This is a genomic window from Sorangium sp. So ce176 (assembly GCF_051519835.1).
GTDB lineage: Bacteria > Myxococcota_A > Polyangia > Polyangiales > Polyangiaceae > Sorangium > Sorangium cellulosum_G.
The window spans coordinates 8,767,776-8,789,979 of the sequence record NZ_CP150371.1; the positions used below are offsets into that span (position 1 = coordinate 8,767,776).

The 22,204-nt window shown below is 70.9% G+C and carries 16 protein-coding genes; 13 read left to right on the forward strand and 3 right to left on the reverse strand.

Going from position 1 to position 22,204, the window contains the following annotated elements; genetic code table 11:
- The first annotated feature begins 237 nt into the window (after positions 1-237).
- From WMF42_RS33095 to WMF42_RS33110, 4 genes are all read left to right on the forward strand, one after another.
- Positions 238-1,512 carry a PP2C family protein-serine/threonine phosphatase gene (locus WMF42_RS33095; protein WP_437686872.1) on the forward strand — a complete coding sequence of 425 codons (1,275 nt, stop codon included), beginning with the start codon at positions 238-240 and terminating at the stop codon, positions 1,510-1,512.
- 52 nt (positions 1,513-1,564) lie between these two features.
- The gene (purL, locus tag WMF42_RS33100) at positions 1,565-3,922 is read left to right on the forward strand and encodes a phosphoribosylformylglycinamidine synthase subunit PurL (RefSeq protein ID WP_437686874.1); all 2,358 of its coding nucleotides are present in this window, start codon (positions 1,565-1,567) and stop codon (positions 3,920-3,922) included.
- A gap of 125 nt (positions 3,923-4,047) precedes the next feature.
- Positions 4,048-4,458 carry a response regulator gene (locus WMF42_RS33105; RefSeq protein WP_061613035.1) on the forward strand — a complete coding sequence of 137 codons (411 nt, stop codon included), beginning with the start codon at positions 4,048-4,050 and terminating at the stop codon, positions 4,456-4,458.
- A gap of 93 nt (positions 4,459-4,551) precedes the next feature.
- Positions 4,552-5,070 carry a nuclear transport factor 2 family protein gene (locus WMF42_RS33110; protein ID WP_437686877.1) on the forward strand — a complete coding sequence of 173 codons (519 nt, stop codon included), beginning with the start codon at positions 4,552-4,554 and terminating at the stop codon, positions 5,068-5,070.
- A 55-nt stretch (positions 5,071-5,125) separates the two neighbouring features.
- Here the strand turns inward: WMF42_RS33110 and WMF42_RS33115 are convergent, their stop codons facing one another.
- Positions 5,126-7,387, reverse strand: a complete 2,262-nt coding sequence (locus WMF42_RS33115; RefSeq protein ID WP_437686879.1) for an ATP-binding protein — start codon at positions 7,385-7,387, stop codon at positions 5,126-5,128.
- A gap of 368 nt (positions 7,388-7,755) precedes the next feature.
- Here WMF42_RS33115 and WMF42_RS33120 point away from each other — a divergent pair, with 368 nt between their 5' ends.
- Complete coding sequence (locus WMF42_RS33120; protein ID WP_437686881.1) at positions 7,756-8,211, forward strand: hypothetical protein; 456 nt, start codon at positions 7,756-7,758, stop codon at positions 8,209-8,211.
- A 662-nt stretch (positions 8,212-8,873) separates the two neighbouring features.
- On the opposite strand, the gene WMF42_RS33125 is transcribed toward WMF42_RS33120, so the two are convergent.
- Both WMF42_RS33125 and WMF42_RS33130 read right to left on the reverse strand, forming a co-directional pair.
- Positions 8,874-9,995, reverse strand: a complete 1,122-nt coding sequence (locus WMF42_RS33125) for an aminopeptidase (RefSeq protein WP_437686883.1) — start codon at positions 9,993-9,995, stop codon at positions 8,874-8,876.
- 155 nt (positions 9,996-10,150) lie between these two features.
- Entirely contained in the window at positions 10,151-11,509 is a 1,359-nt protein-coding gene (locus WMF42_RS33130) for a class I SAM-dependent methyltransferase (RefSeq protein WP_437686885.1), read from the reverse strand.
- An 860-nt stretch (positions 11,510-12,369) separates the two neighbouring features.
- Between WMF42_RS33130 and WMF42_RS33135 the strand changes: the two genes are divergently transcribed.
- From WMF42_RS33135 to WMF42_RS33170, 8 genes are all read left to right on the forward strand, one after another.
- Complete coding sequence (locus tag WMF42_RS33135; RefSeq protein WP_061613129.1) at positions 12,370-13,230, forward strand: response regulator; 861 nt, start codon at positions 12,370-12,372, stop codon at positions 13,228-13,230.
- A 149-nt stretch (positions 13,231-13,379) separates the two neighbouring features.
- Complete coding sequence (locus WMF42_RS33140; protein WP_061613130.1) at positions 13,380-14,075, forward strand: succinate dehydrogenase cytochrome b subunit; 696 nt, start codon at positions 13,380-13,382, stop codon at positions 14,073-14,075.
- Between the two features lie 19 nt (positions 14,076-14,094).
- Positions 14,095-16,008, forward strand: a complete 1,914-nt coding sequence (locus WMF42_RS33145) for a fumarate reductase/succinate dehydrogenase flavoprotein subunit (RefSeq protein WP_061613131.1) — start codon at positions 14,095-14,097, stop codon at positions 16,006-16,008.
- Positions 16,008-16,781 carry a succinate dehydrogenase/fumarate reductase iron-sulfur subunit gene (locus WMF42_RS33150; protein ID WP_061613132.1) on the forward strand — a complete coding sequence of 258 codons (774 nt, stop codon included), beginning with the start codon at positions 16,008-16,010 and terminating at the stop codon, positions 16,779-16,781. The genes WMF42_RS33145 and WMF42_RS33150 overlap by 1 nt, the downstream gene beginning before the upstream one ends.
- A gap of 1,204 nt (positions 16,782-17,985) precedes the next feature.
- Entirely contained in the window at positions 17,986-18,768 is a 783-nt protein-coding gene (locus WMF42_RS33155) for a DUF5995 family protein (RefSeq protein ID WP_061613133.1), read from the forward strand.
- A gap of 43 nt (positions 18,769-18,811) precedes the next feature.
- Entirely contained in the window at positions 18,812-19,846 is a 1,035-nt protein-coding gene (gene msrP / locus WMF42_RS33160) for a protein-methionine-sulfoxide reductase catalytic subunit MsrP (RefSeq protein WP_437686889.1), read from the forward strand.
- Between the two features lie 49 nt (positions 19,847-19,895).
- Positions 19,896-20,564 (forward strand): protein-methionine-sulfoxide reductase heme-binding subunit MsrQ, encoded by a 669-nt coding sequence (locus WMF42_RS33165; RefSeq protein ID WP_233562484.1) that lies wholly within the window; start codon positions 19,896-19,898, stop codon positions 20,562-20,564.
- A gap of 97 nt (positions 20,565-20,661) precedes the next feature.
- Positions 20,662-22,167, forward strand: a complete 1,506-nt coding sequence (locus WMF42_RS33170; RefSeq protein WP_061612204.1) for a hypothetical protein — start codon at positions 20,662-20,664, stop codon at positions 22,165-22,167.
- Positions 22,168-22,204 lie beyond the last annotated feature (37 nt).

Here is a 22,204-nt window from a genome sequence, read left to right on the forward strand (position 1 = left end):
CGGGCGGCGCGACGCCGACGTCGATCCACGCGCTCGCGCGCTCTCGCCTCGTCGCCGGGGCGCTCTCGACCGCCGGTGCTCGAGAAAACGCCGCCCGGAGACGATGCGCAGAGCGCCGATCCCACGCGAGCGCGGCGCGACGCGCCGGGTGACAGGTTCGGAAAGGTTCGCCGCGGACATCCCGGGCGAGACCATGTCTTGACCCCTATTTCCACGTAGCCCAAACTCTCCGGCCGCATGCGCGTGGGCACTCCCTCCCTGATCGATGCGTCGTCGCTCATCCTGATCCTGGACGTGTCGCGCAAGCTCGCGGCGCCGTGCGATCTCACGGAGCTCCTGGAGCTCATCATCAAGACGGGGCGGGAGGTGATCGACGCGGACCGCGGCAGCGTCTTCCTCTACGACGAGGAGGCCAAAGAGCTCTACTCGCGTGTCGCCACGGGCGAGGCGCAGATCCGCGTCAGCATCGACAAGGGCATCGCCGGCGAGTGCGCGCGCAGGCGCCAGACCGTCGTCGTCGACGATTGTTATGCCGACCCGCGGTTCAACCCCGAGATCGACCGCCGGACGGGATATCACACGAAATCCCTGATCACGGTGCCGCTCATCGGGCTCGACGACAAGCTCGTCGGCGTGCTCCAGATGCTGAATTCGGCCGTGGGCCACTTCGGCCCCGACGAGCGCGACGTCGCCGAGCTGCTCGCGGCGCAGGCGGCCGTCGCCGTGCAGCGCACGCTCCTGCTCGAGGAGCGCATGATCAAGATCAAGCTCGAGCACGACCTCACCATCGCGCGCGACATCCAGCAGAACATCCTGCTGCGGCGGCTCCCGCGCTGCCCCGGATACTCGCTGTCGGCGTTCAGCAAGCCGGCCGACGACACCGGCGGCGACATCTACGACGTCATCCGGCTCGACGAGCGCACCGACGCGCCGCCGATCCTCCTCCTGCTCGCCGACGCGGCCGGCCACGGCATCGGCCCCGCGCTCAGCATCACCCAGTTCCGCGCGATGCTCCGCATCGGCCTCCGCCTCTCGGCCGACATGGACGCGCTGATGCACCACATCAACCAGCAGCTCATCGAGGACCTGCCGAACGACCGCTTCATCACGGCGTTCCTCGGCATCCTCGACCCGACCACGCACCAGCTCCGCTACCACGCGGCCGGGCAGGGGCCGCTGCTCCACTACCGGGCGGCCGAGGGCCAGATCGTGTGGCGCGATCCGTCGACCGTCCCGCTCGGCATGTTCAGCGACCTCGACCTGCCCCCGACGCCGCCCCTCGTGATGGCGCCGGGCGACCTCCTCGTGCTGCTCACCGACGGCTTCTACGAGTACCAGGACGCCGCCGGCCAGGTGTTCGGCAAGGAGCGTGTGGGCGATCTCATCCACCGCCTGCACGCGCGGCCCACCTCCGACATCCTCGGCGCCCTCCTCGCCGAGGTGCGCCGCTTCGCCGGCTCGGCCAAGCAGATAGACGATCTCACCGCGCTGCTCGTGAAGCGAGACGCGTAGAGCGCGCTCACCCGCTTCCGTTCCCCCCGTCCTTGCGCTAGCTAGGGGCGCGATGGCTGTCGACCCTGTGAACCCCGCGTCCCCCTCCTCCTTCCCCGGCGATCCGCCGGTCGACCTCGCGCTCGCGCAGGCGCACAAGCTCTCGCCGAGCGAGTGGGAGCGCGCGCGCGAGCGGCTCGGGCGGCAGCCGACGTTCACCGAGCTCGGGGTGCTCAGCGTGATGTGGAGCGAGCACTGCTCGTACAAGAGCTCGCGCGTGCACCTCTCCCGGCTGCCCACGACCGGCCCGCGCGTCATCCAGGGCCCCGGCGAGAACGCCGGCATCGTCGACATCGGCGACGGGTTCGCGGCCGTCTTCAAGATGGAGTCGCACAACCACCCGTCGTACATCGAGCCCTACCAGGGCGCGGCCACCGGCGTCGGCGGCATCCTGCGCGACGTCTTCACCATGGGCGCGCGCCCCGTCGCCAACCTCGACTCGCTCCGCTTCGGCCGGCCCGACCACCCGCGCACGCCGCAGCTCCTCCGCGGCGTCGTCGCGGGCGTCGGCGGCTACGGCAACTGCATCGGCGTGCCGACCGTGGGCGGCGAGCTCTTCTTCGACCGCGCCTACGACGGCAACATCCTCGTCAACGCCTTCACCTGCGGCGTCGTCCGCGCCGACCGCATCTTCTACGGGCGCGCGAGCGGCGTCGGCAACAACGTGCTCTACGTCGGCGCCAAGACGGGGCGCGACGGCATCCACGGCGCGACGATGGCCTCCGACGAGTTCTCCGAGGGCGGCCCGAGCCAGCGGCCCACCGTGCAGGTCGGCGATCCCTTCATGGAGAAGCTCCTGCTCGAGGCGTGCCTCGAGATCTTCGCGGAGGACCTGCTCGTCGGCGTCCAGGACATGGGCGCCGCCGGGCTCACCTCGTCGTCGGTCGAGATGGCGGGCCGGAGCGGCAGCGGCCTCGACCTCGACCTCGACCTCGTCCCGCGGCGCGCCGCCCGGCTCACGCCGTACGAGATGCTCCTCAGCGAGTCGCAGGAGCGCATGCTCCTCGTCGCGAAGCCCGGCTGCGAGGCGCGCGTCATCGAGATCTGCACGAAGTGGGAGCTCGACGCGGCGATCATCGGCAAGGTGACCGACACGGGCCGCTGGGTCGTGCGCGCCACGCCCGGCTACGACCCGCTCGGCGGCGCGGCCGCCGGCGTCGCCGCCGTCGCCCGCCAACCCGTCGTCGTCTGCGATCTCCCTGTCGACTTCCTCACCGACGCGGCGCCCAAGTACGACCGCCCGCAGCGCGACGACGCCACGCTGCCGGCGCGCCGCGCGTTCGACCCGCGCGCCATCCCGGCGCCGCCCTCCTGGTCCGGGCTCTTCCTTGAGATGGCGGGCTCGCCGAACCTCGGCTCGCGCGCGTGGGTGTGGCGGCAGTACGACCAGATCGTGCGGGGCGGCACCGAGGTCCGGGCGGGCAGCGACGCCGCGGTTGTGCGCGTCCCGTGCGAGAAGGACGGCCAGCGGTTCGAGAAGCTGCTCGCGTTCTCGAGCGACTGCAACGGCCGCCTCTGCGAGCTCGACCCGTTCCAGGGCGCGGCGATGGCGGTGGCCGAGGCGTGCCGCAACGTCGTGTGCGCGGGCGGCGAGCCGATCGGCCTCACCGACTGCCTCAACTTCGGCAACCCCGAGCGGCCGGAGATCATGCGGCAGTTCGCGCTCGCGATCGACGGCATGGCCGCGGCGTGCCGCGCGCTCTCGGTGCCCGTCGTCAGCGGCAACGTGTCGCTCTACAACGAGACCGACGGCCGCGCGATCCTGCCGACCCCGACGGTGGCGGTGGTCGGCCTCGTCGCGGACGCGGGCGACGTGCTGCGGGCCTCGTTCCCCTCCGCCGGCCTCGCGGTGCTGCTGCTCGGCGACCTGCGCGGCGGCCCGCTCGGCGGCTCGGAGTACGTCGCGCGCCACACAGGCGAGGTGAAGGGCCCGAGCCCCGCGCTCGATCTCGACCGCGAGGCGCGGCTGCAGGCGCTCTGCCTCGAGCTCGCGCGCGCGCGGCCGCGGCTCCTCCAGAGCGCGCACGACGTCTCGGACGGCGGGCTCGCGATCGCGCTCGGCGAGTGCTGCGCCGCCGTCGACGACCCGGCGGCGATGGTGGGCGCCCGGGTGAAGCTGCCGGAGGGCGAGGAGCTCGCCGAGGCGCTGTTCGGCGAGGCGCCGAGCCGCATCGTGGTGAGCGTCCGGCCCGAGGACGCGCCCGAGGTCGCGCGCAGGGCGAAGGCCGCGGGCGTGCCGTGCATCGAGCTCGGCGCGACAGGCGGCGACCGCCTCACGATCGAGGCCGCCGGCGGCGAGGTCATCGACGTCGCGCTCGGCGCGCTCCGCGACGCGCGCGACAGGTGCCTCGAGCCGATCGTCGGGAGCTAGCCGCTCGTCAGCGCCGCCGGCCAGCCGCGTCAGGGGCTGCCCGTGCGACCGTCCGGGCGGCGCCCCACGCGCTATCGACGCCATCCATGTTGCGCGGGGCACCTGGAGAAGGGAGTCTGGTCCCCATGGCGCTCCGCAAGGCAGTCGTCCTCCTCGTCGAGGACAGCGAGATCGATCGCACCATCTACCGGCGCTATCTGAAGGACTGGGGCGACATCGAGGTCAAGCTGATCGAGGCGCCCACGGGGAAGGCCGCCCTCGAGGAGTGCGCGAAGAGCCCGCCCGATTGCATCATCCTCGATTACCGCCTCCCCGACATGGACGGCCTCGCGGTGCTCGAGGAGCTGAAGCGCATCACCGACGCCCCGGTGATCTTCATCACAGGCCAGCCGGCTCCGATGATGCTGACGCGGGCGCAGTCGCTCGGCATCGCGGGCTATCTCTGGAAAGAGGTGCTCGGCTCCGCGAGGCTCCGCGAGGCGATCCTGAGCGCGCTCAAGGTGGGCGCCCTCGCCGCCACCAGCCTGCGCGCCTGACGGGGGCCTCCACGGCGCGCCGTTCCGCGCGCCCCGGCCGACCTCGCGCGCGCCTGCGCGGACCTTGCGCGCGCCGTCGCCTATACTCCCTGCATGAAGCGCTGGCTCCCGCTCGGGCTCATCGCCGTCGGTGTCGTCCTCGCCGTGGTGGCGCTGCTGTTCTCGCCCTCCGAGGAGGACCGGATCCGCGAGCGCCTCACCCAGCTCGAGGACGCGGTGCGCATCGACGACGGCGAGCGGAACCCGCTGGTGCGCCACGGCCGCGTTCGCAAGGAGTTCGCCGAGATCTTCACGAAGGAGGCGAGCGCCCGCATCGTCGAGATCGACGATCGGCTCAGCGGCCGGGACGACCTCACGGCGGCCGCGACCCAGGCCGCGATCGTCTACCAGACAGCGGACGTGCGCTTCGGCGGCACCGACGTCCAGGTCGACCCCGCCGGCATGACCGCCGAGGTGACCGCCACAGCGACGGTCACGGGCGCGCGGCACGGACAGCCGGTCCGCCGCGACGAGCTGCCCGTGGCGCTCCGGATGGAGAAGGTCGAGGGCGACTGGAAGATCGTCTCCGCCACCGTCCACCCGCGGCGCGCGCCCGGGGACGACGGCCTCTGACGTCTCTGACGTGCGCCGCGCGCCCCGAGGTCGACGCCCGCGGCCTCGCCCGGGCTCACGGGTCCGTGAGGGGCGCCTCGGCGAGCGTGAAGTAGAACGTCGTGCCCCCGCCCGGCGGCGACTCCGCCCAGATCTTCCCCTTGTGCCGCTCGACGATCCGCTGCGTGATGGCGAGCCCCGAGCCCGTCCCCTCGCCGTACTGCGCCGCTGTCGAGAGCCGCTCGAATATCGTGAAGAGCCGGTGCCGCTCGTCCGCGGGGATGCCCACCCCGTTGTCCCTGACGTGGAAGATCGTGGGGATGGTGGTCTCATCGAACCCCACCTCCACCCAGGGCTCGGGGCTCACGTTGTACTTGATGCCGTTCGCGATGAGGTTCGCCAGCACCTCCCCGATCCGGATGCGATCGCAGAACACCCTGGGGAGCCTCCGCGGCGCGCGGATCACGGCGCCGCGCTGCCGGAGCGTGCCCGCGAGCCGCCGCTCGACGTCCGCGAGCACCTCGCCGAGGTCGATCTCTCCGAAGGAGAAGTCCACGCGGGTGACGCGGGAGTATTCGTAAAGAGAGTTGATCAACTCCATCGTGCGTCCGGCGAGGTCGTCGATGCGCCGCATGTGGCTCTGCGACTCGGACGAGAGCGCCGCCCCGTCGTCCTCCATCACGAAGGTCGAGAACGATTTGATCCCGCGGAGCGGCTCCTTGAGGTCGTGCGCCACGATGTACCCGAACTGCTCCAGCTCGGCGTTGCTCCGCTCGGCGGCGGCGCGCGCGCTCCGCTCCCGGACGACCTGCCGCGTGAGATCGAGCTCGATGAGCGCGCGCCGGAGCAGCTCGACCGCCTCGATCTCGGCGGGCCTCCAGGCGACGGCGGTCCGCTCGACGATCTGCTTCCACAGGGAGAAGGAGCGCCGGGGCCCGAGCACCGTGCCCTCGGCCGAGCTCTCCACCGGCTTCTCGGGGTTGCCGCTCCAGTTCACGGTCTGGATCACCTCGGGCCGGAGCCAGACCACGTACCAGGGATCCGGCTCGGGGATGGAGATGCACAGCACGCCGCTCGCCGCGTCCTTGATGCCGGCGAGGGCGGGCTCGAGCCTCGCCAGGCTCTCGGTGTGGAACACCGGCCGATCCGCGACGTGGCGCCGGATCCACGCGTGCAGGCGCCTGAGCTCCTCGGGCGCGGGCGAGAGCCCGAGCGGCGTCACCGCATCTCCGTGGAACAGGGCGACGCCCGAGGCCCCCGCGAGCTTCATGAGCGCTCCGGCGCTCTCCGAGAGCCCGGCCATGAGGTCCTCCTGCCGCGAGACGGTGGCGACGACCTCGTCGGTCAGCGCCTCGAGCTCCAGCTTTCGCCCCCTGTCCTCGAGCTTCTCCTTGGCCGCGAGCTGGATCGACAGGAACCTCCCGCAGAGCTCGCAGCCCTGCCGGATCTCGAACGACAGCGGCCTCGCTGTGCGATGGTGGCAGGCGATGAGCCCCCAGAGGACGCCCTCGCGGATGAGCGAGACGCTCATCGAGGCGCCGACACCCATGTTCTTGAGATACTGGATGTGCATCGGCGAGACGCTCCGCAGCACGGAGAAGCTCAGATCGATGGGCGCGTCCGGCTCCGGGACGATGTCCGAGGGCTGATAGCCGACGTCCGGGATGATGCGGAGCCAGTTCCGGAGATAGAGCTCCCGCGCCTGCGGCGGGATGTCGGAGGCCGGATAGCGCAGCCCGAGATAAGGCTCGATGTCCGCCTCCCTGGCCTCGGCGATGACCTCTCCGTTCCAGTCGCGATCGAACCTGTAGATCATCACCCGGTCGTACCCGGTCAGGCGCTTGATCTCCTCGGCCGTCACGTCGCAGGCCTCGAAGAGCCCCTCCGCCGACTGGATCCGCTCGATCGCCGCGTGGCTCACGCGGTACACGCTCGAGAACGACACGTCTCCGGGCGAGGCCGCGGGCTCGAGCTCCACGATCAGCCGCTCGCCAGCCCGGTGCACGATCGCGTCGAGCCACGCGCTCGCGCCGCCGTTCCTGGGCCTCACCTTGAGGGGGTTCATCGCGGAGGGGTCCGGCGACCGGAGGACGGACTCGAGATCTCCGCCCTCCGCCGGCGCGAGGAGCTCGGGGAGCGCGCGCCCGAGGAGCCCCTCCGTCCCGCTCCCCAGCAGGGCGCCGATGTTCAGGCTGACATGCCGGACGGCGAGATCGCCGGGAGAGAGGGCGAGCAGCGCGCCGTGCGGCTGGATCCTGCCGGGGATGTGGATGGGCTCGGCCGCGCAATTCGTGAGGTCGACGCGCTGCCCGCGCCCACCGCGATGCTCCTGCATCATCTCCGCTCCTCCGCTGGACCGCGCCCCTCGACGACGACCCAGGCGGCGAGGAGGGCGCGGCGGTTCGCTCGACCCGCTCGTCGTTAGTGGAACTCGCCGGCGAGGTCGAGCGGTTCGGCCCGGGCCCGCTGGCCCCCACGCCCAGCGCTCCTCCGGCCGGGCGCGCCCAGCGGAAGGGCGCGCGGCCGCGCTCTCCCGCGCGCAAAAAAAGAAAGGCCGGTCGGGAGAGCCCGCCGGCCTGGGATCCGCTGCCGGACCCACCGGGGCCACCCAGGAGCGCCGGCGGATGGGGGGATCCACCGGCGGTGCCCGACAAGGCCCGCGGTCACGAGAGCGAAGACAGAGAAGAGAGGAAAGCGATACGAAGCGTGATCAAGGAAGAAAGAAGCGGGAATCAGAAACAAGAAACAAGAAACAAGAAACAAGAAACAAGAAACAAGAATCAGAAGCGGGAATTAAAAGTCAGAATCAGAAGCTACAATCACAAGCCAGAATCAGAAGCCGGAACCAAGCGAAGAGAGAAGAACGAAGAGGAAGCGAAGACGAAGCGGAAGGGTAAGACAGTCCAAGAAGGCAGTCAAAGCGAAAGAGCGAGGCGAAGCGAAGCGTCAAGCGCTGACCAGGATCGCAAGAACAAGCTCAAGAGAAGCGACGGGACAGCGGAAGCGAAGCATGAAGCAGAGTCGTTCGAGAGCCGAAGAAGAGGTAAGAGAAGCTCGGACCAAGTTCGACAGGCTGATCACGATAAGCCAACTCGCTCGGCGCGCGTCACGCGCACCTCAATCATCCTCCTTCATCGCCCCAAGGCGGCTGTCATCAGGTGAACCGAAGTCCTCGCCGGCGTTCGGCGAAAAGTCAATCAAGGAGCCCGATAGCAAGCCCCGTGGCGTCCGGGTGGCGGCGGGGTAACGATCGCCCGGCAGACGCTGCCGTCGATCACCTCGCTCGTCGTCCCCCAGGGACGAGGGCCTGCATTGCGAACGATGTGCCAGGGGGGCCGCTCCCGTCGAGTCCCCCTGAAACAGAACGGCGAACGGGAGCGACATCTGACGGATACATTGAGCAACCGGCGGGCCAACCGGCAATGCACCACGGACCCGGCCCCCGGCGGCCAGAAATGCGGCGAATTTGGCCGCCAGCGTCCGATCCGCGTAGGCTCGAAGTACGGGCCCCGTAATACATTTCCGCAGGGACTGCTTCGATCCAGGGATGGGTGCAGATCCAGAACGCAAACCTCACCTGGACAGGAGCATGTCCAGGCCCCGAGGGTCGATACGCCCATTGCGACGCGGTGGGAGTGAAGAATTACGGAATGGCGGCACGACGCTGCGCGGCACGCGTCAGCGCGGCGCGCAGCGCGTCACGCAGCCAGGCGCGCAGCAGGGCACGCGGCGCGCAGCGCGGATCGCAGCGAGGCGCGCCGCGGGGTTGCGCGCGGCGCCCGGCGCGCCGCGCGCCGCGCAGCGTGTGCGCGCGCGGCGCCGCGCTACCGGCAGCCGGCCTGGATCAGCGGCTCGACCACCTGGCCGATGTTCTCCTGGGGCGCGGAGAAGCGCTGGCCCTCGAGCTTCCTCAGCGCGCCCAGGAACCTCGGCCAGCTCCCGCCGCAGGTCGCGAGCAGCGCCCTGAGCTCCGGGGTGCCCGAGTTGTAGACGCGGAACTGCACGAGCGAGGCGTTGTTCAGCCGGCGGCGCGCCCCGATGTCGGCCCTGAGCCGGGCGAGCACCGCCTCCTTCTCCGCCCGCTTCTCGGCGTCGGGGGCCGGCGACTCGTACAGCCGGTTCAGGTGCACGTAGGCGGCGTGCAGCGCGCGCGCCCGCGCCTCGCTCCGCTCTTGCTCCCGCATGTAGGACGTCTTCTCCGGGGAGAAGGGGCCCACCCGCTCGTCCATGTAGAGCTTGGCGAGCTCGTCCCCGACGAAGCTCGCGAGGCTCTCGTTCAGCCGCGTCTGGCCCTTGATGTACAGCGTCGCGTGCAGCGACTCGTGCAGCACCACGTTGGCGAGCTCGCCGAGCGCCTCGTCGCCGCTCGAGATCATCGTGGAGAGGACCGGATCCTCCAGCCAGCCGAGCGTCGAGTAGGCGCCCGCCGGGCGCACGTCCACGTCCCAGCCGGCCGCCTTGAGCGGCGCCGCGAACTCCCTGGCGTCCTCGAGCTCGAACCACCCCAGGTACGGGACCGTGCCGACGATGGGAAAGCTCCAGGTCTTCGAGCGGAACCGGAGCGGCTCGCACGCGCTCACCACCCAGACGGCCGCCGGGCGATCGAGCTCGACGTACGTCGTGTAGTTGCCGGTCGGAGTGAGCCCGTGGTGCTCTCCGAAGCGCTTGATGTGCGGCACCTCGCGCAGCAGCGCGCGCGTCCGCCACGACCGGCGGGCGTCGAGGGAGGCGTCCTTCAGCGACTCGGTCCGCCACGCCATCGAGAGCTGCCCGAGGCTCGCCTGCGCGACGTAGCGCACCTCGGTGCACCCGGAGAGCAGCGCGCACAGGGCGAGCGCGAGGAGGACGGAGGCGGCCTCGGCCCCGCGCCCCCGGAGGCGGCCGCGCGGCGCGGACCACGAGCACGCCGCGCCGCGGCGCGCGACGGCCGGTAGCCTTTCGCTCATGATCTAGCTGATAGCTGGCGGCGCGGGCTTCACAAGATCTTCCGCGCGCGAGCGCCGCGCGCTCCCCGTGATCTTCCGCGCGAACGGCGCGCGTTCCCCGCGATCCGCCGCGCGCGAACGGCGCGCGGCAGGCCGGACGTCGCGCGCCCGGCGGCTCAGGAAGGCGCGGACGCCCCCCACAGGCTGAACTGCGCGGCCGGGACGATCGGCGCGCGCTCCCGCGGAGCGGCCTCGTCCGCGGCGTGCAGGGCATCGCGCGCGAGCGGGTAATCGCGCGGCGCCCCGTTCGACAGCACCATCTGCATGAAGCCGAGGTGCCCGGTGCGGAACGCCGCGGCGGCGCAGGCGAGGTAGAACTCCCACTTCCTCATGAACGCCGCGTCGAACCCGGTGACCCGCGCGATCTTGTCGCGGTTCTCCAGGAAGTTCTTGCGCCAGCAGCGCGCCGTCAGGGCGGAGTGGCGCCGCAGGTTCTCCGTGTCGAGCACGTCGAGCCCGCGCGCCTCGGCGCGCGACGCCATCCCCTGGAGCGACGGCGGCCAGTAGCCGGGGACGATGTGCTCTTGAAGGAACGGGTCGGCCCACCGCGACTCCTGCGCCCTGGTGACGCTCTCGAGCAGGCAGACGCCGCCCTCGGCGAGCAGCGCCTTCACCCGGTCGTAGAACACCTCGATCCGGCGCTCGCCGGCGTGGCACATCGACCCGAGGGAGACGAGCCGATCCCACCGCGGCTCGGCCTCGAGCTCCTCGTGGCTCATCACGCGGACCTCGACCGGGAGCCGGCGCGCCGCCGCCTGCTCGCGGATGTACCTCGCCTGGTTCTCGCAGAGGGTGATCCCGAGGCACTGCACGCCGTACGCCTCGGCGGCGTGGAACATGAAGTGCCCCCACCCGCACCCGACATCGAGCAGCCGCTGCCCGCGCCGGAGCGCGAGCTTCCGCGCCACGAGGGCGATCTTGTGGGCCTGGGCGTCGTCGAGCGCCTCGCCCGGAGCCCTGAAGTAACCGCACGAGGTCTGGAGCCGCCTGTCGAGGTAGAGAGCGTAGAAGTCGTTGCCGAGCCCGTAATGGCGCTCGACCGCGCGCTGCTCGCGCCGCGCCGCGCCGGAGCCCCGCCCGATCCCGAGCGCGTCGAGCAAGCCCGCCGCGCCGCGCTCGAGCGACAGCAGCGGCGGCGCGACGTGTGACAGGCGCGACAGGCGCGGCAGGCGTGAGCCGAGCGCTCGCACCGATCGCACGGGCCCCGCCGACCGCGCGAGCTCGAACAGGCCGGCGAGCGCGTCCTCGAGATCTCCCTCGAACGTCACCTCGCGACGGATGTACGCCTCGCCGAGGCCCAGCGTGCCCCGCAGGACCGTGTCGCAGAGCGCCCGCCGCGTCCTGAACGTCATGGAGAGCGCGGGCGCGCCCGCGCCGAAGCGCAGGCGCTCGCCGCCCCAGAAGCGCAGCTCGAACGGAGTCCCTTCATGGCGCTCGAGCAGGCGCGAAGCCGCTTCCTTGAAACGACGGGACAACAGCGGAATGTCGCCCTTCCTGACGATGAACATCAGACCCCCTCTGCGACCCCCCGGCCGCCCGACGAGCTGAACCGACCTGCGCTTTCCCGTCAAGCCACATATCGTCCAGTCAACACCACGAATACCAGCCTCGGAACGCCCACAACGGCAGGCGGACAACCAGGGCAGGCGATCGTCCTCGATCAGGATGAACGTAATCGACGCTTCGCGGCCCGCAGCCGAGGTGCCTTCGGGAAGATCCTGAGATTTCAACCCATCTTCGGGAGTGTCCCTATAACGCTTCTGTGTCAGATAGGTTTCATGTTTCGGACGACGTGGTGAGTCCCGAGGAAGGAGCTCAGGAAGACGGTTGGCGTTGGTCCCCTGCGTCACGTCGTCATCGTCGATCCCCCCGCGCGCGGCCGGTGGCCCGCGCCGCGCGCGCCGGCCCGCGGCCACGCCCGGCGCTTCGTCCGACCGCGCGGCGAGGCGCGCGCGGCGAGGCGCGCTCGCCGAGAGCGACGAGATCGGCCCTCACGCGCGCACCTCCGCCGCGCGGCGCGCCGGTGAGGCGCGCTCACGGTGCGCTCACGGCCCGCCGCCGTCGGCACACCGGAGCACATCCGCGCTGAAGGCGCGACGCGGCGCCCTGTCAAGGAGAAAGGAAACGCGCGCCGCTTCAGCTTCCGTTTCGCTGGAATACCGGCTCTATTGGACCGTAGGCGGACTTTCGACGGTCGGGGAGAGAGCGAAGAGAGCCCCGCCGGGTGGAGAGCGACATCGGCCACGACCGAGACGTGGTCACCGAACGATCACGGCGGCGCCGGACGGCGAGGCGGCGCGGCCACCCCTTGTGGACACCAGAGGAGGAGGCATCAGTGAGCCAGGCCCGACCCCATGTGCTCGTGGTAGACGCCGAGGCGAGGGTCCTCGACCGGCTCGCGGTCGAGCTCCGCGAGGGCGGCTTCGACGTCACCTGCGCGGAGAGCGGCCTCGCCGCGATCGAGCTCGTCAGGGCGCGCCGGTTCGACCTCGCAGTCGCCGATGTGAGGGCGCCCGACATGGAGAGCGGCGAGACAATCGCCGCGCTCAAGGCGATCAGCCCGGACCTCGAGATCATCGTCGGCGCCCCGTACTCCAGCGCGCAGGCCGCCGTCGAGTGCATCAAGAGCGGCGCCTACGGCATCCTCGAGAAGCCGTACGACATCGAGGACATGAAGAAGCTGCTCGGGTCGGCGATGCTGCGCACCCACCTCGACGCGGTGGCCGCCGTCCACCAGGCGAGCGCCGCCCTCGCCGCGTCCCTCTCGCGCGACGATTTCCCGGAGCGCGCTGTGGACCTCGCGGCGAAGGTGGTCTACACGACCGGCGCCGCTCTCTCGCTCGCGCTGGACCAGGGGGCCGCGCTCTACCAGGCGGCCTGCGGCGCCGAGGTGCCGGCGGCGTTCATCGCGCGGCTCGCCGGCCAGGTCGAGGGCGCGCTCGCCCCCGTCCGCCTCTGCGCGGACGACACCCCCGAGCTGCTCTGCACCGCGGAGGGCGATCGGTTCGGCGCCGCCATCGTGGCGCCGCTCCGGCTGGGCGAGAGCTCGTTTGGCGGCCTGGTGGTGCTCCGCGACGAGCGCCTGCCGGCGTTCACCAGCCAGGAAGAGCAGGCCATCGGCATCTTCGCGATCGAGCTCGCGCTCGCGTTTTACGGTCACAAGGTACGGCGCGCGCGCGGCCCGCGCGCCGCCTGACGCGCCCCCGCCCGCAGCGGCTCGGGCGGCGCGCTCCCCCGGGCGGCGCGCGGCCCGAGATCAGCGGCCGCCGCCCGCAAAATCTTCGGCGATCGTGCGCGAGATTCCCTCTGGCGAACGCGTTCACGCCCCACTAAAGGAGGGGAGCGATGAGCCCCACTGCTGCCCCATCGACTCTCCCCTCCAGGGCCCAGCGCGTCGCGCTCTTCTACCGGGATCTCGTCGGCAAGAAGTTCGCGATGGCGCTGAGCGGCGTCGTCTTCTTCGGCTTCGTGATCGGCCACATGGCCGGCAACCTGCAGGTCTTCCTCGGCCGGCAGAAGTTCAACGACTATGCGGCCTTCCTCCACGGGACCCCCTCGCTGCTGTGGGGGACGCGGCTGCTCCTGCTCGCCTCTCTCGTCGTCCACCTCTACACCGGCATCACGCTCGCGCTGCACAGCCGCGCTGCCAGGCCGGTGCGCTACCAGGTGAAGGGGCACAGGCACCCGAACCTCGCGGCGCGCACGATGCTGCTGAGCGGCGGCGTCCTCGCCGCCTTCATCCTCTATCACCTGCTCCACCTGACGACGGGCACCGTGCACCCGGACTTCGTGCCGCTCGACGCCTACGACAACGTCGTGAAGGGCTTCAGCTCGGCGCCCGTGGCGATTGCCTACGTCGTGGCGATGGGCCTGCTCGGGCTGCACCTCTACCACGGCGCGTGGAGCATGTTCCAGTCGATGGGCCTCGCCCACCCGCGCTACACGCCGGCGCTCAGGAAGTTCGCGGCCGCGTCGTCGATCCTGCTCGTCGCCGGCTTCTCGTCCATCCCGCTGGCCGTCCTGTTCGGCCTGGTCCGCTGAGCCCGGAGCGTCCCCCACCATGCAGCTCAACGCGAAGATCCCCGACGGTCCCATCGAGAAGAAGTGGGACCAGCACCGCTTCAACCTGAAGCTCGTCAACCCGGCGAACAAGCGGAAGTACACCGTCCTCGTCGTCGGCACCGGCCTCGCCGGGGGCGCGGCGAGCGCCACGCTGGCCGAGCTCGGCTACAACGTGAAGAGCTTCTGCTTCCAGGACTCTCCGCGCCGCGCGCACAGCATCGCCGCGCAGGGCGGCATCAACGCCGCGAAGAACTACCAGAACGACGGCGACAGCATCTACCGCCTCTTCTACGACACCGTGAAGGGCGGCGACTACCGCGCGCGCGAGGCCAACGTCTACCGGCTCGCGCAGATCAGCGTGAACATCATCGACCAGTGCGCCGCGCAGGGCGTGCCGTTCGCGCGCGAGTACGGCGGCGTGCTCGCGAACCGCTCCTTCGGCGGAGCGCAGGTGTCGCGGACCTTCTACGCGCGCGGCCAGACGGGGCAGCAGCTCCTCCTCGGCGCCTACCAGGCGCTCGAGCGGCAGATCGGCCTCGGCAAGGTGAAGATGTACCCGCGCACCGAGATGGTCGACCTCATCGTGGTCGACGGCAAGGCGCGCGGGCTCATCACCCGCAACCTGATCACGGGGGCGCTCGAGACGCACCTCGGCGACGCTGTCGTCCTCGCCTCGGGCGGCTACGGCAACGTCTTCTTCCTCTCGACGAACGCGAAGGGGTCGAACGCCACGGCCATCTGGCGGGCGCACAAGCGCGGCGCGCTCTTCGGCAACCCCTGCTTCACCCAGATCCACCCGACGTGCATCCCGGTCTCGGGCGACTACCAGTCGAAGCTGACGCTCATGAGCGAGTCGCTCAGGAACGACGGCCGCATCTGGGTGCCCGTCAACCCGGGCGACACGCGCGCGCCGGAGCTCATCCCCGAGGGCGAGCGGGACTATTACCTCGAGCGCCGCTACCCGAGCTTCGGCAACCTCGTGCCGCGCGACGTCGCCTCGCGCGCGGCGAAGGCGGTGTGCGACGAGGGCCGCGGCGTCGGGCCGACGAAGCTCGGCGTGTACCTCGACTTCTCGGACGCGATCCGGCGCCTCGGTAAGGCGGCCATCGCGGAGCGCTACGGCAACCTCTTCGACATGTACGAGCGCATCACCGGCGACGACCCGTACAGCGTCCCGATGCGCATCTACCCGGCCATCCACTACACGATGGGCGGGCTCTGGGTCGACTACAACCTGATGAGCACGATCCCCGGCATGTTCGTGCTCGGCGAGGCGAACTTCTCCGATCACGGCGCGAACCGCCTCGGGGCGAGCGCGCTGATGCAGGGCCTGGCCGACGGCTACTTCATCATCCCCTACACGATCGGCGATTACCTCGCGTCGACGAAGCTCGAGCGGGTCGACGATCTGCACCCGGCGGTGCGCGACGCCGAGCGCGACGCGAGCGCGCGGCTGAACAAGCTGCTCGCGACGACCGGCTCGCGCACGGTCGACTCGTTCCACCGCGAGCTCGGCAAGATCATGTGGGAGCACTGCGGGATGGCGCGCAACGCGGCCGGGCTGAAGGGCGCGCTCGCGCGGATCCCGGAGCTCCGGGAGCAGTTCCACCGCGACGTGCGCGTCTCGGGCACGAACACCGGCCTGAACCAGGAGCTCGAGAAGGCGGCGCGCGTCGCCGACTTCTTCGAGCTGGCGGAGCTCATGTGCCGCGACGCCCTCTTCCGCGAGGAGTCGTGCGGCGGCCACTTCCGCGAGGAGCACCAGACGCCCGAGGGCGAGGCGAGGCGCGACGACGAGAACTTCACCTATGTCGCCGCCTGGGGATGGCGAGGCGAAGGCCAGGCCCAGGAGCTCTTCAGGGAGCCGCTCCAGTTCAACGAGGTTCACCCCACGCAGCGGAGTTACAAATAATGCGCCTCACCCTCCATGTCTGGCGGCAGAAGGGCAAGTACGAAGCGGGCCGGTTCGTCACGTACGAGGTGCCCGACGTCAGCGAGCACATGTCCTTCCTCGAGATGCTCGATGTGCTCAATCAACGGCTCATCCTCAAGGGCGAGGAGCCGATCGCGTTCGATCACGACTGCCGCGAGGGCATCTGCGGCATGTGCGGCTTCATGATCAACGGCCAGGCGCACGGCCCCCTCCGTGGTACGACCGTGTGTCAGCTGCACATGCGTCACTACAAGGACGGCGATGTGCTGTGGCTCGAGCCGTGGCGGGCGCAGGCGTTCCCGGTCGTGAGCGACCTCGCCGTCGACCGCAGCGCGTTCGATCGGATCGTGGCGACGGGCGGCTACATCTCGGTGCCGACGGGCAGCGCGCCGGACGCGAACGCGATCCCGGTGCCGAAGCCGATCGCCGACCGCTCCATGGACGCGGCGGCGTGCATCGGCTGCGGCGCCTGCGTCGCCGCCTGTCCGAACGCGTCGGCGTCGCTGTTCACCGCGGCGAAGCTCACGCACCTCAACATCCTGCCGCAGGGGGAGCCCGAGCGCGATCAGCGGAGCCTCAACATGGTGGGGCAGATGCGCGTCGAGAACTTCGGCCACTGCACGAACATCGGCGAGTGCGAGGCGGTCTGCCCGAAGGAGATCGCGCTCGACGTGATCGCGCAGATGAACCGCGACTACCTGCTCGCCACGCTGCGCCACCGCGACGCGCAGGCCAAGGGCGGCACCGGCTGACGCCGCCCGGCAGCGCCGCGCCGCCGGCCCTCGCCCGGAGGCCGCGGCGCGCGCTGTCCCCCCTCCTTATCACGGAGCCCCTTCCCTCCACGTCGACCCGTCCGCTTCACGCCGCGGCGGAATCGCGCCGTCACGGACGGTCTGCGACGCCGGCGGGCCTTGCTCCCGCGCCGCTGCCGCGCGCCGCCGGGTCCGGCGCGCCATGGACGAGCCCTTGCTCGCCCGATCCGGGCGAGCCCGTCGGCGCTGCTTTCCGCGTCAGGATGGCCCTTCATGCCGCAAGGCGCAGGCTGCGTCGCCTAGGCGCCGGCGTCCCCCCGGGGGCACGCCGCGCGATGACAGGCGGATCCCGGAGCCCCCGCCGCGTCAGCAGCCCGCGCGGCCGACCAGGACGTTCGTGGCGGCCCTGACCCCATCCGCCGTTCCTGAGAGAATTTTACACCAGCACGCGAGATCTGCGGGGCTCCTGTGGAAAACTCATCGGGAGTTTCCTTAGAGTCGGCTCAGGGACCTCCCAGACAACCATCGCTCCTGTCGGCCGGGCCGTACAGCCAACATGGGATAACCACTCGGCTTGTTTCAAGAACATCTCGCCGCGACTTGCGCTCACGGAGTGGTCTCTCTCTGAATGCGACAGACCTTCGACGCTCCAGTAGCAGCGCAACCGGGAAGATGACGTGGGGCTCTCCCGCGTGACAAAGAAACGTGTCAGGGTCAACAGCAGCTTGTTCGAGCTCGCTAGTTCGAATAGCCTCGGAAGCTGTCCCGAACGGGATCATGCGTCATAAGACAATTGTGGTCACCCCACAGCATGTCGTAGAGTAAGTTGAACTTAGAGCGCCGCAGCGAGGGGGGGGCTCCCGCTGCGAGTGCGCCAGGATCGCATCGAATCATCGCTCTTCTGCGCGGAGCTGGGTCAAGAGGGGGCCGGCAGCAGGAGAAGCACGGGCACTGCGCGCGGCGATCTCTCACCCGGCGGGTCGGTAGATCCGCTTCGACATGGCGATGACGCACACCGGGACCGCAGACCGGGCCGGGCCGGGCGAACCGCAGGACGGCGCCTCTGCCACGCAGCTCGCGCTGCGCGCGCGGCGGCCCTGCTCGCGGAGCTCAGCGCCGCGACGGCGAGGCGAGGCGGTCGGATGCGGGAGTTCGAGCATCAGATCAGGTCTGTTTGACGAGCGAAGAAGTAGGAGGGGACTTCATGAGCAGCAGCATCGACGGCCTTAACCTGTCTCCGAAGAGCGTCCACGATGCCGCCTTTGTGCTCGACACCGTGACGGAGCGGCTCATCGCCGCGGGCGACAGGCGCGCCGCGTTCACGGACGTTTACGGGATCGTCACGCGCGCTGTCGCGGCGCAGGTCGAGCGGCGCGACGGCGTGTTCCTCGAGCCGGCGTGGATCTCGCGCCTCGCGGGCCGCTTCTGCGAGCGGTACCTCGAGACGTTCCGCTGGTGCGAGCGGGGCGCGGCGCAGGACTGCGGCGCGTGGCACATCGCGTACGCGAGCACATCATCCCGGTTCACACCGCCCGTGCAGAACGCCCTGCTCGGGTTCAGCGCCCACATCAACTACGATCTGGTCTTCGGGATCCACGCGACGATCGTCGAGTTCGGGCACACGCACGATCCGAGGATGCTCGCGCGGCTCAAGCACGATCACGACGAGGTGAATACGATACTCCGCCGCTCGGTCGCCGAGGCGCTCGCGCGCCTCGCCGCCCGGCACGGCTGCCCCCTGAGCGCCTTCTTCCGCGACAACGCCCCGGACCTCGCGACCTGGGTGGCCATGGAGATGCTGTCGCGCTGGCGCGAGCGCGTCTGGGCCGACGTCCTGGCGCTCCTCGCCGCGCGCGGCGCGGGCGAGCGGGCGGCGCTCGCCCGGGGCGTGGAGCAGCGCTCGTCGCGCATCGCGCAGATGCTCGCGCTGCCCGCGATCCACCAGGCGCCCGGCGGGGCGCTCCGCCTCCTGTCGACGGCCGCGTGACGCCGGGGGCGGCCGGAGCCCGCCCCGATCGTAGAATGGGGGCATGAGCAAGCTGCCCAAGGAGCCGCCCTCCGACGAGATCACCCCTCCAGCGCTCTACACCCTGCGCCGGCGCGAGCTCCTGAAGAGCGCGGCGCTCTTCGCCGGCACCGCGTCGGCCGTGGGCGGCGGCCTCGTCTGGCTCACGGGCGGCGACGCGGGCGTGGCGGACACGGCCGGGCGCGGCGCCCCCGGCGGGTCCGCCGCGCCGCTCGCCGACGCGCCCCCGCTGCCGGAGGCGGCGCCGCCCCCGGTGACCAGCGGCAGAAGCCCGTTCGTCACCGACGAAGCGCGCACCGCCTACGAGGACATCGTGTCCTACAACAACTACTACGAGCTCGGCCTGAGCAAATCCGAGCCGGCCGAGAACGCGGGCCGGCTCCGGCTCCGCCCGTGGACCGTCGCGTGCGAGGGGGAGGTCAAGAAGCCCGAGGTCATCGATCTCGACACCCTCCTCCGGTGGTTTCCCCTGGAGGAGCGCGTCTATCGCATGCGCTGCGTCGAGGCGTGGTCGATGGTGATCCCCTGGCTCGGGTTCCCGCTCGCCGCGCTGCTCAGGCGCCTCGAGCCGACCTCCCGCGCCCGCTATGTCCAGTTCACCACCCTGCTCGATCCAGCGCAGCTCCCCGGCCAGCGGAGCGACGTCCTCGACTGGCCTTACGTCGAGGGGCTCCGGATCGACGAGGCGATGCACCCGCTCACGCTGCTGGCCGTGGGGCTCTACGGCAAGTCGCTGCTCGGACAGAACGGCGCGCCCCTTCGCCTCGTCGTCCCCTGGAAATACGGCTTCAAGGGGTGCAAATCGATCGTGAGCATCAAGCTCACCGAGCGTCAGCCGAAGACGACATGGAGCCGGGCCGCGCCGGACGAGTACGGGTTCTATGCGAACGTGAACCCCGCGGTGGCTCACCCGCGGTGGAGTCAGGCCAGCGAGCGGAGGATCGGTGAGCTGAGGCGCCGTCCCACGCTGCCGTTCAACGGCTATGCGGAGGAGGTCGCCGGTCTTTACAGCGGCATGGACCTGCGGGAGAACTTCTGAAGATGAGCTCGCCAGCGAGGCCGGAGGACCCGTGAGCCCGGTGAGCCCGATGAACGCGGCGCGCCCGGCGGATCCCGCGCGGACGACGAGCACGCCGCCGCGCGCCGGCGCGCCGGCGGGCCGGAAGCTCGCCTGGCTCCCGCCCGCGATCGTCACGGGCGGCCTGATCCCGCTGGTCGTCCTCGGCCTGCGCGCTTCCACCGGGGCGCTCGGGCCGAACGCCGTCGCCGAGGCGCTGAACCAGCTCGGCCTCCTCGCGCTCGTGCTGCTCGTCGCCTCGCTGGCGGCGACGCCGCTCAGGCTCGCCTCGGGCTGGACGTTCCCGCTCCGCATCCGCAAGGCGCTCGGGCTGCTCGCCTTCTTCTACGCGTGCGCCCACTTCCTGACGTACGCGATCGTCGACCAGGGGCTCGACGTTCGCACGATCGTCGAGGACATCACGGAGCGGCCGTTCATCCTCGCCGGCTTCGTCGCGCTCCTCCTGCTGATCCCGCTCGCGGCGACGTCGACCGCGCGCATGCTGAAGCGCCTCGGCGCCGCGCGCTGGAAGCGCCTGCACCGCCTCGCGTATGTCGCCGCCGTCCTCGGGGTCGTGCACTTCTTCCTCCGCGTGAAGAAGGACGCGACCGAGCCGCTGATCTACGCGGCGCTGCTCGCGCTGCTCTTCGCCGTGCGCATCGTCAGCGCCGTCCTGCACAGACGCGCGGCGTCGCGCTGAGCCCTCGCCGCGCCGTCGCCGGGCGACGAACCTGCCGCGCTGCGCGGCGAGTTCGGATAGCATCGCGCTTTGACCACGAACGCGTGAGGACCGCAGCATGAAGCTCTTCACCATCGGGGACAGCATCTCTCAAGGCGTCATGTCGCTCGGCGTGGCGCGCACCCACCTCGCCTACTCGACGTGGATCGCGCGCGCGCTCGGCGTCGACGTCGGCGACGGGTTCTCGAGCCCGGCGTACCGCGTGCCCGACTACCCGGCCCACGGGCTCCTCCTCGATCTCGAGGCGGTGCTCCGCCGCCTCTACCTCGCCTTCGGATCGAGGATCGAGGGGCTCGAGTGGACAGCGCTCGTCACCGAGATCAACCGGGTGCTCGACGTGGCCGAGGACCACTACGAGCGCGGCGAGGGGGCCGGCCCGTACCGCGGCGGGAGCGTCCCCTGGTTCCACAACGCCTCGGTGTACGGCTACGACGTGGCCGACGCGTGGCTCGTGACGCCGGCGCTCTGCAAGGAGCGGATCGCGGCGGCCCCGGGCGCCGGCGACGGCTTCCTCCATGTCCCGAGCGCGTCGTTCTACCGGACGGCGCTCCGCGTCCTCAACCCCTCACGGGACCCGCGGCTCGACAAGTTCAGCCAGCTCGACTGGCTCGCGCACCACGCGCGCGGCGAGGGCGTCGAGAGCCTCCTGCTCTGGCTCGGCCCGAACAACGCGGTCGGCTCGGCCATCCTCCTCAGCATCGCGGCGACCGAGGACAGGCCGGACCGGCGGCCCGTGTCGCTCAGCTTCGACGAGCGCACCCGCGCGCAGTGGAACCTCTGGATGCCCGACGACTTCGTCGCCGAGTACGGCGAGCTGCTCGACCGCATCGACACGATCATGCGGCGCAACGAGCACCCGGGCTGGCGCGTGTTCGTGGCCAACGTGCCCCACGTGACGATCGCGCCCATCGCCGCCGGCGTCGGCGACCCGCTCCCGGGCGTCCCGCGCTACTTCCCCTATTACACCTATCCCCCGCTCGCGCGGGGCACCCGCCTTGTCGAGGCCGGCGCGCCGCACCTCACCGCGGCGGAGGCGCGGCTCATCGACGCGACGGTCGACGCCTGCAACGCGCAGATCGCCGCGCTGCTCGAGGAGAGGAACGCCCGCCACCGCGCCCGGCGGTATCACCTCGTCGACATCTCCGGCAGCCTGGACAGGCTCGCGTACCGCCGCACAGGCGGCGAGCCCACGTACGCGTTCCCCGCGTACTTCAAGGACGGCGTCGCGGCGCCGATGGACACCCGCTACTACCACGTCGATCGCGCCGGGCGCCGCAAGGCGGGCGGCATCGTCAGCCTCGACGGCGTGCACCCGAGCGTCATCGGCCAGGGCCTCCTCGCCCACGAGTTCCTCGAGGTCATGAAGGCGGCCGGCGTGGAGGGCGCCGACCCGGATCGCCTGCCGTGGCCCAGGATCGTGGCGAGCGACACGCTCTACAAGGACCCGATCCCGCTGATGGAGGAGGTCTACGAGCACGAGGAGCTCGCGGCCGCGGCGCTGGCCGCCCACCGGCACATCTTCGGCGGATTCAAGGGGCGGCGCGGGAGCATCAAGGACTTCTGAGGCGCGGGACGGCGTCGGCCGGCGGCGCCGCCGGGCG

Coding starts and splice junctions, on each gene's coding strand:
- WMF42_RS33095 (WP_437686872.1), top strand. CDS start 238: ATGCGCGTGGGCACTCCCTCCCTGATCGATGCGTCGTCGCTCATCCTG.
- purL (WP_437686874.1), top strand. CDS start 1,565: ATGGCTGTCGACCCTGTGAACCCCGCGTCCCCCTCCTCCTTCCCCGGC.
- WMF42_RS33105 (WP_061613035.1), top strand. CDS start 4,048: ATGGCGCTCCGCAAGGCAGTCGTCCTCCTCGTCGAGGACAGCGAGATC.
- WMF42_RS33110 (WP_437686877.1), top strand. CDS start 4,552: ATGAAGCGCTGGCTCCCGCTCGGGCTCATCGCCGTCGGTGTCGTCCTC.
- WMF42_RS33115 (WP_437686879.1), bottom strand. CDS start 7,387: ATGATGCAGGAGCATCGCGGTGGGCGCGGGCAGCGCGTCGACCTCACG.
- WMF42_RS33125 (WP_437686883.1), bottom strand. CDS start 9,995: ATGAGCGAAAGGCTACCGGCCGTCGCGCGCCGCGGCGCGGCGTGCTCG.
- WMF42_RS33140 (WP_061613130.1), top strand. CDS start 13,380: ATGAGCCCCACTGCTGCCCCATCGACTCTCCCCTCCAGGGCCCAGCGC.
- WMF42_RS33145 (WP_061613131.1), top strand. CDS start 14,095: ATGCAGCTCAACGCGAAGATCCCCGACGGTCCCATCGAGAAGAAGTGG.
- WMF42_RS33150 (WP_061613132.1), top strand. CDS start 16,008: ATGCGCCTCACCCTCCATGTCTGGCGGCAGAAGGGCAAGTACGAAGCG.
- WMF42_RS33155 (WP_061613133.1), top strand. CDS start 17,986: ATGAGCAGCAGCATCGACGGCCTTAACCTGTCTCCGAAGAGCGTCCAC.
- msrP (WP_437686889.1), top strand. CDS start 18,812: ATGAGCAAGCTGCCCAAGGAGCCGCCCTCCGACGAGATCACCCCTCCA.
- WMF42_RS33165 (WP_233562484.1), top strand. CDS start 19,896: ATGAACGCGGCGCGCCCGGCGGATCCCGCGCGGACGACGAGCACGCCG.
- WMF42_RS33170 (WP_061612204.1), top strand. CDS start 20,662: ATGAAGCTCTTCACCATCGGGGACAGCATCTCTCAAGGCGTCATGTCG.